General features: G+C 47.8%; 16 protein-coding genes and 1 other annotated feature. All 16 genes read left to right on the forward strand.

Going from position 1 to position 17,187, the window contains the following annotated elements; all coding sequences use genetic code 11:
• The 16 genes from infC to tssH all read left to right on the forward strand — a co-directional run bounded on the left by infC (position 1) and on the right by tssH (position 17,185).
• On the forward strand, positions 1-543 hold the full coding sequence (infC, locus tag EKN56_RS07200; RefSeq protein ID WP_130591155.1) for a translation initiation factor IF-3: 543 nt from the start codon (positions 1-3) through the stop codon (positions 541-543).
• 97 nt (positions 544-640) lie between these two features.
• Positions 641-838: a 50S ribosomal protein L35 gene (gene rpmI / locus EKN56_RS07205; protein ID WP_029095034.1), complete on the forward strand. Its 198-nt coding sequence runs from the start codon at positions 641-643 to the stop codon at positions 836-838.
• Positions 839-875: 37 nt separating this feature from the next.
• On the forward strand, positions 876-1,232 hold the full coding sequence (rplT, locus tag EKN56_RS07210) for a 50S ribosomal protein L20 (RefSeq protein ID WP_027273088.1): 357 nt from the start codon (positions 876-878) through the stop codon (positions 1,230-1,232).
• Positions 1,233-1,377: 145 nt separating this feature from the next.
• Positions 1,378-1,500 (forward strand) — a sequence feature (Phe leader region).
• A complete protein-coding gene (gene pheM, locus EKN56_RS20910; protein ID WP_157953066.1) occupies positions 1,383-1,427 on the forward strand; it encodes a pheST operon leader peptide PheM in 45 nt (14 codons plus the stop codon). (Overlaps the previous feature by 45 nt.)
• A gap of 97 nt (positions 1,501-1,597) precedes the next feature.
• Complete coding sequence (gene pheS, locus EKN56_RS07220; protein WP_130591156.1) at positions 1,598-2,581, forward strand: phenylalanine--tRNA ligase subunit alpha; 984 nt, start codon at positions 1,598-1,600, stop codon at positions 2,579-2,581.
• Positions 2,582-2,597: 16 nt separating this feature from the next.
• Complete coding sequence (gene pheT / locus EKN56_RS07225; protein WP_130591157.1) at positions 2,598-4,985, forward strand: phenylalanine--tRNA ligase subunit beta; 2,388 nt, start codon at positions 2,598-2,600, stop codon at positions 4,983-4,985.
• Between the two features lie 4 nt (positions 4,986-4,989).
• Positions 4,990-5,286, forward strand: a complete 297-nt coding sequence (ihfA, locus tag EKN56_RS07230) for an integration host factor subunit alpha (RefSeq protein WP_029095030.1) — start codon at positions 4,990-4,992, stop codon at positions 5,284-5,286.
• Between the two features lie 86 nt (positions 5,287-5,372).
• Positions 5,373-6,374: a vitamin B12 ABC transporter permease BtuC gene (gene btuC / locus EKN56_RS07235; RefSeq protein WP_130591158.1), complete on the forward strand. Its 1,002-nt coding sequence runs from the start codon at positions 5,373-5,375 to the stop codon at positions 6,372-6,374.
• Positions 6,358-7,119, forward strand: a complete 762-nt coding sequence (gene btuD, locus EKN56_RS07240; RefSeq protein WP_130591159.1) for a vitamin B12 ABC transporter ATP-binding protein BtuD — start codon at positions 6,358-6,360, stop codon at positions 7,117-7,119. The genes btuC and btuD overlap by 17 nt, the downstream gene beginning before the upstream one ends.
• 578 nt (positions 7,120-7,697) lie before the next feature.
• Positions 7,698-8,210, forward strand: a complete 513-nt coding sequence (gene tssB, locus EKN56_RS07245) for a type VI secretion system contractile sheath small subunit (protein WP_130591160.1) — start codon at positions 7,698-7,700, stop codon at positions 8,208-8,210.
• A 37-nt stretch (positions 8,211-8,247) separates the two neighbouring features.
• Positions 8,248-9,786 carry a type VI secretion system contractile sheath large subunit gene (gene tssC / locus EKN56_RS07250; protein WP_130591161.1) on the forward strand — a complete coding sequence of 513 codons (1,539 nt, stop codon included), beginning with the start codon at positions 8,248-8,250 and terminating at the stop codon, positions 9,784-9,786.
• 21 nt (positions 9,787-9,807) lie between these two features.
• Positions 9,808-11,160 carry a type VI secretion system baseplate subunit TssK gene (tssK, locus tag EKN56_RS07255; protein ID WP_130591162.1) on the forward strand — a complete coding sequence of 451 codons (1,353 nt, stop codon included), beginning with the start codon at positions 9,808-9,810 and terminating at the stop codon, positions 11,158-11,160.
• A complete protein-coding gene (gene tssL / locus EKN56_RS07260; protein ID WP_130591163.1) occupies positions 11,157-11,816 on the forward strand; it encodes a type VI secretion system protein TssL, short form in 660 nt (219 codons plus the stop codon). Before tssK ends, tssL begins: the two co-directional genes overlap by 4 nt.
• Positions 11,817-12,054: 238 nt before the next feature.
• Positions 12,055-13,770, forward strand: coding sequence for an OmpA family protein (locus EKN56_RS07265; RefSeq protein ID WP_130591164.1), 1,716 nt, complete (start codon positions 12,055-12,057; stop codon positions 13,768-13,770).
• Positions 13,771-13,780: 10 nt separating this feature from the next.
• Positions 13,781-14,269: an Hcp family type VI secretion system effector gene (locus tag EKN56_RS07270; RefSeq protein WP_108899318.1), complete on the forward strand. Its 489-nt coding sequence runs from the start codon at positions 13,781-13,783 to the stop codon at positions 14,267-14,269.
• A 159-nt stretch (positions 14,270-14,428) separates the two neighbouring features.
• Positions 14,429-17,185: a type VI secretion system ATPase TssH gene (gene tssH, locus EKN56_RS07275; protein ID WP_130591165.1), complete on the forward strand. Its 2,757-nt coding sequence runs from the start codon at positions 14,429-14,431 to the stop codon at positions 17,183-17,185.
• Positions 17,186-17,187: the final 2 nt, after the last annotated feature.

Genomic DNA, 17,187 nt, shown 5'->3' on the forward strand with positions numbered 1-17,187 from the left:
ATTAAAGGCGGAAAAAGAGTTCAAACAGCGCGTCCTAATCGCATAAACAACGAGATTCGCGCCCGTGAAGTGCGACTAACAGGCATCGATGGCGAGCAATTGGGGATTGTTAGTCTGAATGAAGCACTGCAAAAAGCAGAAGAAGCTGGTGTTGATCTGGTAGAGATCAGCCCAAATGCTGAGCCGCCAGTTTGCCGGGTCATGGACTACGGCAAATTCCTCTATGAAAAGAGTAAGGCTACGAAAGAGCAGAAGAAAAAACAAAAAGTTGTCCAGATCAAGGAAATCAAATTCCGACCTGGTACAGATGATGGCGACTATCAGGTAAAACTCCGCAGCCTGATTCGCTTTCTGGAAGAGGGTGATAAAGCTAAAATCACACTGCGTTTCCGCGGTCGTGAGATGGCTCACCAGCAGATCGGTATGGAAGTGCTTAACCGCGTCCGTGACGATCTCGTCGAACTGGCTGTTGTTGAATCCTACCCAAGTAGGATTGAAGGACGCCAGATGGTGATGGTGCTCGCCCCTAAGAAGAAACAGTAAGGCATACAAGTAATAATATCCGGGTGGTTAATGCCATCCGGATTTTATTCGCCCAACTGGTTCGTTTTATTAACAATGCGAAGTGGATATATTTAAAATGCCAAAGATCAAAACTGTGCGTGGCGCAGCTAAGCGCTTTAAAAAAACCGCCTCTGGTGGTTTTAAGCGTAAGCATGCCAACCTACGTCATATTCTGACTAAAAAAGCTACTAAGCGTAAACGTCACCTGCGTCCGAAAGGTCTGGTCTCCAAAGGGGATCTGGGTCTGGTCGTGGCATGTCTGCCATACGCATAACTTTTAATTCAGATAATAAGTCGATAGGAGAGAGCATATGGCTCGCGTAAAACGTGGTGTAATCGCACGTGCACGTCACAAGAAAATAATGAAGCAAGCGAAAGGTTACTACGGTGCCCGTTCGCGCGTATATCGTGTTGCCTTCCAGGCAGTAATCAAAGCAGGACAATATGCTTACCGTGACCGTCGTCAACGTAAGCGTCAGTTCCGTCAGCTGTGGATTGCACGTATTAACGCTGCTGCCCGTCAAAACGGTTTATCTTACAGCCGTTTCATCAATGGCCTGAAAAAGGCTTCTGTTGAAATCGACCGTAAGATTCTGGCTGATATCGCAGTATTCGACAAAGTGGCATTTGCTGCTTTAGTTGAAAAAGCAAAATCAGTTCTGGCGTAAGTCAGATGAAAGAGGGGGTGAAAACTCCCTCTTTTACTTTTTTTGCTCAAATACGTGAAATTAAACAGTAATCGTAGTATTGTCAGTCTCAGTACATTTTATCAGCTTGATTTTTAACACTAACCAGAATAATAACAAGGTAACGCAAGTATGAATTCTGCTATTTTCCGTTTCTTCTTTTACTTTAGCTCCTGACACCGGGAGGCTTGCGCGTAAGAGAAGAAACGGAAACTAGCGCCAAAAGCCTCCTGATGGAGGCTTTTTTGTTGCCTGAAGTAATATTGAAAATTAACAGTATCGCTATTTTATAAACCGGGTTTCATTACCAGATATCGGAACTCCAGAGCCGGAAGAAGAGGAAAATAATGCCACATCTCGCTGAACTGGTTGCCAATGCAAAGGCGGCTATAGAAGAAGCCCATGATGTTGCCGCGTTAGATTTAGTTCGCGTGGAATATTTAGGCAAGAAAGGTCACCTGACGCTGCAAATGACATCGCTGCGCGATGTTCCTGCGGAAGATCGCCCTGCCGCCGGGCAGGTCATCAATCAGGCCAAGCAAGAAGTTCAGGATGCGCTGAACGCTCGCAAACACACACTGGAATCAGCCGCGCTGAATGCCCGTCTGGCAGAAGAGACCATTGACGTGTCTTTGCCTGGTCGTCGTATGGAAAATGGTGGATTACATCCGGTAACCCGTACCATTGACCGTATTGCTGATTTCTTTGGTGAGTTAGGTTTTGCGGTAGCTACCGGCCCTGAAATTGAAGATGACTATCACAACTTTGATGCCCTGAATATCCCGGGTCATCATCCGGCACGAGCTGATCACGATACTTTCTGGTTTGATGCCAAGCGTCTGCTGCGTACCCAAACCTCTGGCGTACAGATTCGTACCATGAATCATCAACAGCCACCAATTCGTATTATTGCTCCGGGTCGCGTATATCGTAACGATTACGATCAGACGCATACCCCGATGTTCCATCAAATGGAAGGGCTGATTGTTGATAAAGACATTAGCTTTACCAATCTGAAAGGAACCATCCACGACTTCCTGCAGAATTTCTTCGAAGAAGATTTACAGGTGCGTTTCCGTCCATCTTATTTCCCGTTTACTGAACCTTCTGCAGAAGTGGATGTGATGGGTAAAAATGGTAAATGGCTGGAAGTATTAGGCTGCGGTATGGTGCATCCAAACGTATTGCGCGGCGTGGGTATTGATCCTGAAGTTTACTCGGGATTCGCCTTCGGTATGGGTATGGAGCGTTTAACCATGCTTCGTTACGGTGTCACCGATTTGCGTGCCTTCTTCGAAAACGATCTTCGTTTCTTAAAACAATTTAAATAATAGCAGGAGCCAAAACATGAAATTCAGTGAATCCTGGTTACGTGAATGGGTTAACCCTGCGATTAATCGTGACCAATTGTCTGAACAAATTACCATGGCCGGTCTGGAAGTCGACGGTGTGGAACCGGTAGCCGGTGAATTTACCGGTGTGGTTGTTGGTCGTGTCGTAGAGTGCGGTCAGCATCCTAACGCGGACAAGCTGCGTGTAACCAAAGTTGATGTGGGTGGCGATCGCCTGCTGGATATTGTTTGTGGTGCGCCAAACTGCCGTAAGGGATTAACCGTAGCCTGCGCTACCGTTGGTGCTGTACTGCCGGGTGATTTTAAAATTAAAGCCGTTAAACTGCGTGGCGAGCCATCTGAAGGCATGTTGTGTTCTTTCTCTGAGCTGGGTATCAGTGACGATCACAGCGGGATTATCGAACTGCCAGAAGATGCACCAATCGGTCAGGACGTACGGGAATTCCTTAAGTTAAATGATGCCACTATCGAAATCAGTGTAACGCCAAACCGCGCTGATTGCTTAGGTATCATTGGTGTTGCCCGGGATGTAGCCGTGATTAATAAGCTACCGTTAAACCAACCTGATATGTCTCCTGTGGCTCCAGCTATTCAGGATGTTATCTCCATTCAGGTTGATGCCAGTGAAGCTTGCCCTCGTTATTTAGGTCGGGTAGTAAAAGGCATTAACGTCAAAGCCGCTACGCCATTATGGATGAAAGAAAAACTGCGTCGTTGCGGTATTCGTTCTATCGATCCAGTCGTGGATGTGACTAACTATGTTCTGCTTGAACTGGGTCATCCAATGCATGCGTTCGATTTGGCGCGCATTGACGGCGGTATTGTCGTGCGTATGGCAAAAGAGAATGAAGAGTTGGTTTTGCTGGATGGTAATAAAGTAAAACTGAGTCAGGATATTGTTGTGATTGCCGATCGTCAAAAGCCGTTGGCGATGGGGGGAATTTTTGGCGGTGAGCATTCTGGTGTAAACGAAGAGACTACCGATGTCTTCCTGGAAAGCGCTTACTTTAATCCGCTGGCGATTGCTGGTCGTGCGCGTCGCTTTGGTTTACATACCGACGCTTCTCACCGTTATGAAAGAGGGGTTGATCCAGCCCTACAGCAAACAGCATTAGAAAGAGCAACGCGCTTGCTGCTGGATATCTGTGGTGGACAACCGGGTCCGGTCATTGATGCAACCAATAAAACCACGCTTCCGATACGCGCCACCATTTTACTGCGTCGTGAAAAGCTGGATAAACTGATTGGTCATGTCATTTCTGATGAGCAAGTTAGCGATATTCTGAGCCGTTTAGGCTGTGAAGTTTCTCGTGAAGGTGATAACTGGAAAGCGGTTGCACCAAGCTGGCGTTTCGATATGGAAATCGAAGAAGATCTGATTGAAGAGATTGCTCGCGTTTATGGCTATAACAGTATTCCAAATGTCCCTTTACGCGCTAATCTTGAGATGACTTCACATCGTGAAGCAAACTTATCATTACGTCGAGTGAAAGCGCTACTGGTAGACAAAGGGTATCAGGAAGCGATTACCTATAGTTTCGTTGATCCTAAAGTGCAAAATTTGCTGCATCCTCAACAGGAAGCGTTAATTTTACCTAACCCAATTTCGATTGAAATGTCGGCTATGCGCCTTTCATTATGGAGTGGATTGCTGACTTCTGTGGTGTATAACCAGAACCGCCAACAGGGTCGTGTACGCCTGTTTGAGAGCGGATTACGCTTTGTTCCTGATGCCACAGCAGAATTTGGTGTCCGGCAGGAGGTTATGCTGGCAGGGGTTATTGCAGGAAATCGCTATGAAGAGCACTGGAACCTTGCGCGTGAAGCAGTTGACTTCTATGATTTAAAAGGCGATCTTGAGTCGGTGTTAGAATTGACGGGTAAATTGTCGGAGATTGAATTTAAAGTCGAGGCAAACCCTGCATTACACCCCGGCCAAAGTGCGGCTATTTATTTAAATGGCGAACGCATTGGATACATTGGTGTAGTGCATCCTGAGCTTGAGCGGAAGCTCGATCTCAACGGTCGTACGGTGGTATTCGAACTGTTGTGGGACAAAGTCTCAGAACGCCGGGTACCGCTTGCCAGAGAGGTTTCCCGCTTCCCGGCAAACCGTCGTGATATCGCAATTGTTGTGGCTGAAAGCATACCTGCTGCCAATGTATTAGAAATATGTAAAAAAGTTGGCGTAAATCAGATGGTTGGCGTAAACTTATTTGACGTATATCGAGGTAAGGGTGTCGCTGAGGGGTATAAGAGCCTGGCTATCAGTCTGACATTGCAAGATACCACGCGTACGCTAGAAGAAGAGGAAATTGCCGCTACCGTTGCAGAATGCGTAGAGGCATTGAAACAGCGATTCCAAGCATCCTTGAGAGATTGAACCTATGGCGCTTACTAAAGCTGAAATGTCTGAACACTTGTGCGAAAAGCTTAACCTGAGTAAACGTGATGCAAAAGATCTCGTTGAACTGTTTTTTGAGGAAGTTCGTAAGGCTTTGGAAAACGGTGAACAAGTCAAACTTTCCGGATTCGGTAATTTTGACCTGCGGGATAAGAGTCAACGCCCGGGGCGTAACCCAAAAACTGGCGAAGATATTCCTATCACTGCACGCCGGGTAGTCACTTTCCGTCCGGGTCAGAAGTTAAAGAGCCGGGTTGAGAACGCTACGCCGAAAGAATAAGACATCAGACCTAAAAAGGCCGCGCAGGCGGCCTTTTTCTTTTGTATCATCACTTAATACTCACTATTCGAGAACCCCGTAACGACATGGGACTGCGTTTTACTCAGCTTCAACAACGGCAACAGCGTAGAGACAGAATAAAACTCTGTCTGTTTGCGTTGCTTTTAGCTATCACAGTAGTTATCAGCCTGTCGGCCGGAGATATCTGGCTGCCTCCACAATTATGGTTTAGCGAACAGGCGCAGCTGTTCGTCTGGCAACTGCGTCTTCCCCGAACATTAGCCGTAATTGCCGTAGGGGCAGGGTTGGCTATGTCAGGAGCCGTGATGCAATCGTTGTTTGATAATCCACTGTCAGAGCCCGGATTATTGGGTGTTGCTAACGGTGCCGGTGTTGCTTTGGTATTGACCATTTTACTGGGTGGCGGTTTATTACCCGTTTGGTTGCTAAGTATGAATGCCATTTTGGGGGCATTAATCCTGACGCTGATTTTATTAGGATTATCGCGACGCAAACTGCTCCCCGGCGCCAGACTGCTGCTGATTGGTTTCGCGTTAGGAATTGCCTGCAGCGCCATTATGACCTGGGCCGTCTATTTCAGCTCCAGTATGGATTTACGTCAGTTACTCTACTGGCTGATGGGTAGTTTTGGCGGCATTGGCTGGCAGCAAAAATGGTTGATACTGGCATTAGTTCCTGCATTGGTGTGGTTAATTTATCAGGGTAATAAACTTAATTTGCTCTCTTTGGGTGAAGATCAGGCGCGTCAGTTAGGGGTTCCATTAGTCGTCTGGCATAATATTTTTGTCATGATTATTGCCTGGGTAGTCGGCACCAGTGTGGCGCTGGCAGGAATTATTGGATTTATTGGCTTAATTATTCCCCATATTTTGAGGCTGACAGATATTACCGATCATCGCTATTTGCTTACCGGTTGTGCTTTGACTGGTTCAACGCTTTTGTTAATGGCAGATTTAACCTCCCGGGTTGCCATGTCATCCGCCGAATTACCTATTGGCGTGATTACCTCGACTATTGGTGCACCGCTTTTTATCTGGATGTTATTACGGCATGCTAAAACTTACTAATATCTCACTCTCTTCCCGTCTGTCGGATATAACCGTTTCTGCTGACGCAGGGAAGTTGATACATGTGATAGGGCCAAACGGTGCCGGCAAGAGTTCTTTGTTAGCCTGTATTGCCGGTCTGTTACCTTATCAGGGGACAGTAGCTTTGCAGCAACACAACATTCATCATTATTCAGCCATAAAATTGGCCGGCATGCGGGCTTATCTCAGCCAGCATCAAGACAACAGGGCGATGATGCAGGTTTTTCAATATATCGCTCTGCATCAGCCTAAAATAGCAACATCGGCAGAAGTGGAAGCCGTAGTGATGTTTTTGGCAGAACAGTTGGAATTAGCAGATAAATTGAGCCGACCATTAAGCCAACTTTCCGGTGGCGAATGGCAAAGGGTGCGACTGGCCGCCGTGTTTCTACAGGTTTGGCCCGCATTAAATCCTGAAGCCCGACTTCTGTTGCTTGATGAACCCATGAACAGCCTTGATGTGGCACAGCAGGCGGCATTGGATAATTTGCTTACCCAGTTCTGCTTACAAGGTGCCAGCGCCATCGTGAGCGCTCATAACCTGAATCACACATTACATCATGCTGATGAAGCTTGGTTACTGTATCAGGGGCGATTGATGGCTGCCGGTGTGACTGCTGAAGTCATGTCTGTTCAACAATTAGAAAAAGCCTTTCATATTGGTTTTGAATTATTTCAAGTAAATAAACAACGTTGGTTAAGGCCGATTAATCAAAGTTTTTAATGTTTTATTGACCATAAAGAATTTATTTGAAGTTCATCACAAAAAAATAATGTATATGCTAGCTAATTCAACTGAAATAATTGTTAAAGAAGAAATTAAAACGCATTAATTTCTTAATTTATCCTCTATTAAAAACCAAAATAAATGATAATTAATAATTAGAGTTATTATTTTATAATAAAACTCTATTGATTAAAAAATACACTTCATTACATTCTCTTTCTGATATTTTAATTTTTATTTTTTATATAAATCAACAAATTAATATAATGCCAACACAATACCTGTCAACCTTGACAGGTATCTAGTTAGTGTTCTTTTTGATATAAAAAAGAACAAATTCAATTAATGAATTGAATGTTTTTTATACTAATAAGTTCAATTTAATCTTTATGTGGATATAACGTTATTCGCAAAAGTGAATATAACTTTTATCAATAACCAATAGACGGAACCACGGTTATCGACCATGAGGCAGAACCTCATCCGAGCGCTCGGATATTTCAGGTAGTTGATACACAAGGAAATAGGGAACGTAGTTGTGGTGTTTTTTACCAATAAGGATCAGGACTAAAACTATGGCTGACAGCTTTCAAAACGAAGTTCCCGCAGCGCGCGTAAATATAAAACTGGATCTTCATACCGGTGGCGCACAGAAAAAAGTTGAGTTACCACTGAAGTTATTAGTAATGGGAGACTACAGTCACGGTCAGGAAAATCGACCTATTGCTGAAAGAGAAAAAATCTCCATCAATAAAAATAACTTTAACGCCGTATTAGCGGATTTAAATCCTAAAGCCAAACTCACCATTAAGAATACCCTCGCCGGTGATGATTCTGAAACTAACGTATCGTTAAGCTTTAAAGATATGAAAGATTTTGAACCGGAGCAGGTAGCAAAACAAATTCCTGCATTACGTTCATTACTCGCTATGCGTAATTTATTACGCGACCTGAAATCCAACCTGCTGGATAACGCCACTTTCCGCCTGGAACTGGAACGTATTTTAAAAGATGAGCAACTATCGGACGAACTGCGCGCTGAATTAGCGGCAATTGGTTCTTTGCCAAACGGCGCTGATTCTCAGTAATCATTCTTCTTTGATACGTATTTTATAAGGATTGTCTATGTCTACCTCTACACAAGGTTCCAGTTCTAAAACTGCCAGCACTGTAGTGAAAGATGCCAGCAGCGTCTATCAGTCTCTGTTTGATAAAATTAATCTCACTCCGGTTGCTCAATTTGACGATATCGTTAAGTTTCAGGATAACGATGCGCTGGCGGAAGCCTCTGCTGATGAACGTGTCACTATGGCGGTTAACGTATTTCTGAATATGGTTCAGCAATCGGCGCAAAAAGTGGATAAGCTGGATAAGAGCCTGCTGGATTTCCATATCAGCCAAATCGACAAACAGTTGAGCGAGCAGTTAGATGCCGTGATGCATCATCCCGAATTTCAATCTATCGAGTCGGCATGGCGCGGCTTAAAGTTCCTGGTTGACCGTACTGACTTCCGTCGCAATGTCAGAATCGAAGTGCTGGATGCTTCAAAAGAAGCACTGCAGCAAGATTTCGAAGATGCACCAGAAACCATTCAAACCGGCTTTTATCGTCATACCTATATTCAGGAATATGACACCCCAGGCGGTGAGCCAATTGGCGTAACCATTTCTAACTTTGAGTTTGATCGTGGTCCGCAGGATATCGCATTACTGCGTAATATCTCTAAAGTGGCGGCAGCGGCACACATGCCGTTTATTGCCTCTGTTGGCCCGGCTTTCTTTGGTAAGAACAACATGGAAGAAGTGGCAGCAATTAAAGATATTGCTAACTACTTCGATCGTGCTGAATACACCAAGTGGAAAAGCTTCCGCGATACCGATGATTCCCGCTATGTGGGTTTAACCCTGCCGCGCGTATTGGCGCGTCTGCCATATGGTCCGGATACGGTACCGGTGCGTAACTTCAACTATACCGAAGAGGTAAAAGGACCGGATCACGACCGTTATCTGTGGACCAATGCCTCATTTGCTTTTGCTGCCAATATGGTGAAAAGCTTTGTGCGTAACGGTTGGTGTGTTCAGGTTCGTGGCCCGCAGGCTGGCGGTTTAGTTGACGATCTGCCAATTCATTTGTACGACCTGGGAACTGGCAATCAGGTTAAGATCCCAACGGAAGTTCTGATCCCGGAAACCCGTGAGTTTGAATTTGCTAACCTGGGCTTTATCCCACTGTCATTCTATAAAAACCGTGACTATGCGTGCTTCTTCTCTGCTAACTCAGCCCAGAAACCAGCGCTGTATGACACCAAAGAAGCCACTGCGAACAGCCGAATCAATGCCCGTTTACCGTACATTTTCCTGCTGTCACGTATTGCTCATTACCTGAAAGTGATTCAGCGCGAGAACATTGGTGCGACTAAAGATCGTCGTGTGCTGGAGCTGGAGCTGAATGCCTGGATCAATAATCTGGTCACCGAAATGACCGATCCAAGCGATGAAGTTCAGGCGTCACATCCGCTGCGTCAGGCAAAAGTTATCGTAGAAGATATTGACGATAACCCGGGCTTCTTCCGGGTGAAAACATTCCTTATTCCTCACTTCCAGATTGAAGGCATGGACATCAATTTATCGATGGTTTCTCAAATGCCAAAGGCCAAGGCTTAATCTTATCCGGAGTTTGAAATAATGAAGATCCACCGCCCGTTATGGAGCGAAGGTGCGTTTTTGTCGCCGGAACAATTCCAGCAACAAAGTCGATGGGAAGCGTTTAGTAACGACCAGATTGCCAGGCTCTGCCTGGCTAATCCCTGGGGCGTTCAGCGCGTGGCATTTGACGCTCAGGCTTTGACATTGAATAAACTCAATGCCGAAAGTTTAAGCGTGCGTTTTCCCGATGGCAGTTGGATAGATACCGACGTCTCTGATGCGTTACCTCCGGCCCGTGACCTGAAACAAAGCATTCCGGCCGACCGTAATGAAGTGACGGTTCTGTTGGGGTTGCCGCTGTTACACGCTAACGGTGGAAACTGCCATCAGGAAGGCAACTACTCGGAGCGACCGTTACGCTACCGGCAGGAATGGATAGAAATTCAGGACTTGTTTGGTCAGGGGAATGAATCCATTGCCGTTGAGCGCTATGCGCTGACGCTGCTGTTCGATTTCGAAGAGCAGGGGGATTATCTTACCTGTCCACTGGTTCGCCTGAAACGCGATGCTAACGGCCTGTTTGCCATTGAACCGGCTTTCTTACCTCCGCTACTGAGTTTAACCGCCAGCAATGGCGTGCTGACTCAACAGCTGGATATGTTATGCACTCAGGTGCAGTCGAAACGCCAGCGCCTGATGGGAATGCGTCGTGAGCGTAATCAGCAAATGGCGGAATTTGCCGTCGCTGATGTGTCTCTGTTCTGGTTGCTTAACGCGCTGAACAGCCATGAACCGTTGCTTAAATTCTTACAGCAATATCCGGTGACCCATCCGGAGCAGCTCTATCAGCAACTGGTTTCGCTGGCTGGTGCCTTATTGACGTTCTCTCTGGAGCATGACGTTGAGGCGATCCCGTCTTATCAGCATAACCAGTTAAATATGGTGTTTCCGCCGCTGTTTAAGCTGATTGGTCAACTGTTAGAAGCCAGCCTGCCATCCAGAGTGATTGCTATCGATCTGGTTCACAGCAGTGGTACCCGCTGGTCCGGTCGCTTACAGGATAGCCGTTTGACGGAAGATACCGACTTCTATCTGTCAGTACGTTCATCACTGCCTGCCCATCAACTGCTGGAACTGATGCCGGTGCTGTGCAAAGTAGGTTCGCCGGATGATGTGAACCAAATCATTAACTCGGCGCTGTCCGGCGTTCCACTTAAAGCATTAAGTCATGTACCGGCAGCTATTCCGCTGCGTCTGGATAATCAGTATTTCGCTCTGGACTTAACCCATCCGGCCGCGCAGAGCATGCTGGCAGCACGTTGCTGCGAGTTTTATGTTCCGCGTTCACTGCCGGACGTTTCTCTGGAACTGTTTGCGGTACTTAAATCATGAGCCAAAACCTGAAAAATCTCTCCATTGATGAACTGCTGCGTGATATCGCTCTGACGGTCGTGCATTTACGTGCGGGCTCAGTGGTGGAACATGGGGAAGCGCTATACAAACGTTGCGTGGAGCAAATCAACCAACTGCGTAAACGCTTAACCGAAATGCAATGTGGCACGGATGTCGTTAACGATATCAGCTATGCCGCCTGCGCTCTGCTGGATGAAACCGTGCTGTTACGCAATAACGACGAAGGTTACGACGTTTGGCAGGGCACGCCATTGCAGGTCACTTTCTTTAAAACTTATCAGGCCGGTGACGAACTGTTTGAGCGTATCCGTCAGCGTATTCGCCATCCGGAAGGGGCTCAATTGGTACTGGCTTGTTATGACCGCATCTTAGGGTTGGGTTTTCAGGGGCGCTATTTATCGCAACCACAGACGGAAAGAGAACAGCTGGTGATGGCGGTACGGGATCTGCTGCCTGAATCCTCAGCAAGTAAAAACGTATCGATGATTAACGCGGTGCAAGGGAAAGGTGGCTTCTGGCGGAACTCTTCACTGCTGTTCTGGACCGGTATTTCAGTCATGGCAGTCATTTTACTGTACATGCTGTTACGTCAGCATCTGGACAGCACGCTGGTTCAGCTATTACAGGGTGCATAACAACTTTCGATCCGGGCCTGTGACGGCAACCGGTATGAAAAATAATGCAATTAATCAGGCGTTTTACAGGAGAGAAAAACTTACACAGCAATAGGGAAAGTCCCTGAGGTATTGACTTTAAGGCGTGTGGATAGCTTAGCGTCATACCCGGGTTGTCACCTTATCGATGGGGTAAGGGATCCTGCACAACGATACGGCATTGCAAAATCGACGTGGGATTGAAATTAAGGATGTGAATGTGGGTGATTACCCTTGGCGAGTGCAGCTGCTGTATGCCACCTGTCTCTGTCTGGCTCTGCTGCTGTTCTTCCTACCTTTGCCAACTGGCTGGGTAGTTATAGGTTGTGTGCTGACGCTATTGGTCAGCGGATATAAAGGGTGGCGCACCTTACGGTATACCAGACAGGTTAAACATGTATCACCTTATCTGGATGCGCTGGACAGACAACTGGAAGCATTGCCGGAACGCCTGAGGCGCCGGTTACCGGTGATATTAGTCACCGGCGATGCCACCACCCGTTACTTTGCTGAACAAGAGGATCGGCAGGTAGCAATAAGCGGTAAGAGTATCTGGATTGCAGTACCGGATATGTCGGAGCTCTCTCTGACGGCAGATGCCCTGAGTGGTCGCTGGCCCGAGATGGCAGGAAGGATAGGGGTGTTGTTTACCCTGACACCTGAACGTTATATCAACAGCCAGTCCCTGACGGGATATCTGCAAACGTTTCGCCAGTCATGGGCGGATGCCAGTAAGACCAGCGGCTATAAGCTACCGGGATACCTGGCCGTCAATGTCCGACTGGGCGATGAAGCATCAGAATCAGCTCCCTGGTTCTGGTGGAATAAACAGAGTTCGGAAATACGCATTTTAGATGACTGCCACATGCCGCTAAACCAGTGGTGTCAGCAGGGAGAGCAGCAACATCAATATCAGCGTCAGCATCTGGCGGTGATGTTGAAAACCTTACAACAGTGGCTGGATGAGCAGGTTATTCAGGTACTAAGCGATACACAACAGCCGGTTCCCCAGTGGATCCCGGGGGCGGTAGCGTGCCTGAACGTTAGTCTGCCGGTTGAAAATGAAAACGTCTGGCAGCGTTATTTAGCCGACGTTACCACTTTATCGCTGCCAGCGGCCTCAACGGCGAATCAGTCAATTCCTCTGCCTGAACGGTTAGTGGAAGACATGCCGGTGTTCTGTCAGCTACCGGCAAAGAAACGGGCACTTTGTCATGCAGTGATGTTGACGGCCTTATTTGCGGCGGTTGCATTGTGTGCATCGGCTTATAACAACCGCCAGTTGCTGCAACATATCGCCGGGGATCTGCATGCTTACAAGCAGATTGCCATGGATAGCTATGACGAGAAGTTAACCAGCCTGAAGGTGCTGAAAACCGATCGGCAACTGTTGGATAAGTATTACCGGGAAGGCGAGCCAGAACGGCTGGGCGTAGGGTTGTATACCGCAGGGCGTTTAATCATGCCGCTGGATGTGGCGATTAAAAATTATCAGCCGCCGCCACCTCCGCCACCGCCTCCACCACCAGAGGAAGCACCGAAGCTGGTGCGGCTGGACAGTATGTCACTGTTTGATACCGGAAAAGCACAGCTAAAAACCGGTTCAACCAAAATTCTTGTAGACGCTTTAATCAACATTAAAGCCAAGCCGGGATGGCTGATTCTGATTGCGGGCCATACCGATGTCACAGGAAATCCAGAAAATAATCAGAAGCTGTCACTGGCCAGAGCGGAATCGGTCCGCGACTGGATGATAGAAACCAGTGATATCGAGAAAACCTGTTTCGCCATTCAGGGGTACGGGGCAACTCAACCCATTGCTGACAATGAGACAGCAGAAGGAAGAGCGGCTAACCGCCGGGTGGAAATCAGTTTGGTGCCAGAAGCTTCGGCGTGTCAGCCACAAGCCGGGCATCAGATATCTCAACAAAACTAAGGAGAGAGTAATGGCAATTCCTGCATATCTGTTTGTTAAAGATGATGGTGGTGCAGACATCAAGGGTTCGGTGACGGTTCAAGGACGTGAAGGCAGTATTGAACTGGTTGAGTTTGACCATAAGGTTCATATTCCAACTGATGGTAATACCGGCAAATTAACCGGTACTCGCGTACATGCACCTTTAACTTTCGTTAAAGAAGTGGATTCTTCATCCCCTTATTTATACAAAGCGGTGACCACCGGTCAGACCCTGAAGTCGGCTGAAATCAAATGGTTCCGTATTGATGATTCCGGTCAGGAAGTTGAGTACTTCAACACCCTGATGGACAGCGTGAAAGTGGTTTCTATTAAGCCAATCATGCACAACATCAAAGATCCAAGCAAAGAGCGTTACAACCACCTGGAAGAAGTGGAAGTGCGTTATGAAAAAATCACGTGGACTTATAAAGATGGCAACATCATCCACGCGGACAGCTGGAACGAAGGCCGCGGCTAAATCCCCGTCGTCCTTGAAACAGTGGCGGCGTTAGCTGCGTTCACTTGCTGCCTTGCCACGGTTCCAATGACTTAGGGTATTCGCACCATCATGCACCGGAGGATTTCTGCCGGTGCATCTATCTCCAATATAAAATCATGTTGTGCCAGGGAGCAGCCAATGATCACCGATCCTTCCGTACTATTACGTCGATTAAACCCCTATTGCGCCAGAGCATTAGAAGCTGCCGCCAGCCTGTGTCAGACGCGGGCTCATCCAGAAATTACTTTAGAGCATTGGTTGTTGAAATTGCTGGAGCAAGGGTGCGGCGATATGACGGTGATCGCACGTCGTTATGAGCTGGATTTGGACGGCGTATGGCAGGCACTGCTGGGTCAACTGGAAGCCTTACCCCATACGGTACAGCAAAAGCCGGTATTGTCTGGCGTAGTACAAGAGTTATTAAAATCAGCCTGGCTTATCGCCTCGCTGGAAAATCAATCAGATTCCGTGCGTTCAGCCCATATTCTTCAGGCGCTGATCGACAATCCTCAATGGCTGAAAGCGCGTGACGCCTGGCCATTGCTCAGCGTTTCTCAGGTTCAGCTTCAGCGTTTATTACCCATTCTGGACGAGCTTTCTGATGAGAGCCCTGAACGGGTTAACGCACCGGTTTACGATAGCGTTGAATCCGTCGGTGCAGATATCGCTCCTGTGGCACCGACTACCGGCTCGTTAAATAAAACCGCGGCGGCACCGGCGCAGCACACCGCATTAGACCGTTTCACCATCAATCTGACCGCCAGAGCAAAAGAACAAAAAATCGATCCGGTCTTTGGTCGTGATGTGGAAATTCGTCAGATGGTAGATATCTTATCCCGCCGTCGTAAAAACAACCCAATTCTGGTCGGTGAGCCCGGCGTAGGGAAAACGGCGTTGGTTGAAGGTTTGGCCTTGCGTATTGCCGAAGGTAACGTTCCGGACAGTTTAAAGCCAGTCAATATTCACACGCTGGACTTAGGCCTGCTTCAGGCAGGAGCCGGTGTAAAAGGTGAGTTTGAACAGCGATTAAAAAATGTGATTGAAGCGGTACAACAATCACCCACGCCTATTCTGCTGTTTATTGATGAAGCCCATACTATTATCGGCGCGGGTAATCAGGCGGGGGGAGCCGATGCGGCTAACCTGCTAAAACCTGCACTGGCCCGGGGGGAGTTGCGCACCATTGCCGCCACCACCTGGTCTGAATACAAACAGTATTTTGAACGTGATGCGGCGCTGGAGCGTCGTTTTCAGATGGTAAAAGTGGATGAGCCGGATGATGAAACCTCGGCATTAATGTTGCGAGGCCTTAAGTCTCGTTATGCCCAGCACCATGGGGTGCATATTTTAGATGAAGCGGTTCGTACCGCGGTTTCACTGTCGCGCCGTTATATCACGGGCCGTCAGTTACCGGACAAAGCGGTGGACCTGTTGGATACTGCTTCAGCCCGGGTGCGCATGGGATTAGATACTATTCCGGAAGAGATCACCCTGTTAGAAGCACAGCTTTCCGCACTGGAGTATGAGTACATTGCCCTGAGTGAAGACTGGGAACTGGGGGAAGCGATCCCTGAATCCCGGCTGGATGAAATTAAAACTGAACAGCAAGGGCTGATTCAGAAAATTGAGCAGCGTACCGTACAGTTTACTCGTGAAAAGCAAATTATTGAGCAGCTGATCGAATTGCGTTCCTGGCTGAATCAGTCGGACCTACCGCAGACACCGCAGGAGATCGCCGAGCAGATTAATCAGCTTCAGCAACAGCTCTATAACGTGCAGGATTCGGTACCGCTGTTATCGCTGGATGTTGATAGCCGCACGGTTGCCAGCGTTATCGCTGACTGGACCGGTGTTCCGTTAGAAAGCCTGATGAAAGATGAGCAAAGCAACCTGTTGATGTTAGAAAACGAACTGGCAGAACGGGTTATTGGACAGGATGAAGCGCTGATATCGCTGGCGCAACGCCTGCGGGCAGCGAAAACTGGCCTGACGCCGGAACAGGGACCATTAGGGGTATTTTTGCTGGTGGGCCCATCAGGTATTGGCAAAACTGAAAGTGCGCTGGCGTTGGCAGATATTTTGTTTGGCGGCGAACGCTCGCTGATTACCATCAATATGTCTGAATATCAGGAAGCCCATACGGTTTCTCAACTTAAAGGTTCACCTCCGGGTTATGTGGGTTACGGTCAGGGTGGCGTACTGACTGAAGCGGTGCGCCGTCGCCCTTACAGTGTGGTTCTGCTGGATGAGGTGGAAAAAGCCCATCGTGACGTGATCAATGTGTTTTATCAGGTATTTGACCGTGGCTTTATGCGCGACGGTGAAGGGCGTGAAATTGACTTTCGCAATACCGTCATTCTGATGACCGCTAACCTTGGCAGCGACTACATGATGGCGCTGCTGGAAGAACAGCCGCAGGCGACTACCGCCATGTTGCATGAAGTGATCCATCCTATTCTGCGTGACCACTTCCAACCGGCCTTGCTGGCCCGTTTCCAGACCGTGATTTACCGTCCGCTGGGCGCGGAAGCGTTAAGAAAAATTGTCGCGATAAAAATGGGCAAAGTGGCGGAAAGATTACAGCGTCACTACGGCATTGAATTCAGGGTTGAAGAGAGTCTGTTTGACGAGCTGGTGAGCGCCTGTTTGTTACCAGACAGTGGAGCCCGCAATATCGACAGCCTGTTGAACCAGCAAATCCTGCCGGTCTTGTCACAAACTCTGCTGCAAATGCAGTCACAGCAGAAAAAAGCCAAAGCGCTGGCCTTAGGTTACAACGAGCAGGAAGGCATCACGCTGGATATTATTGAACAGGGTACCGTTGAAGTCTCAAGTACACATTCTGCACCGGAAGCAGAGATAACCATGGGCGTTTCTGAGTCAGAAAAGGAGTAACT

Source organism: Limnobaculum zhutongyuii (assembly GCF_004295645.1).
GTDB lineage: Bacteria > Pseudomonadota > Gammaproteobacteria > Enterobacterales > Enterobacteriaceae > Limnobaculum > Limnobaculum zhutongyuii.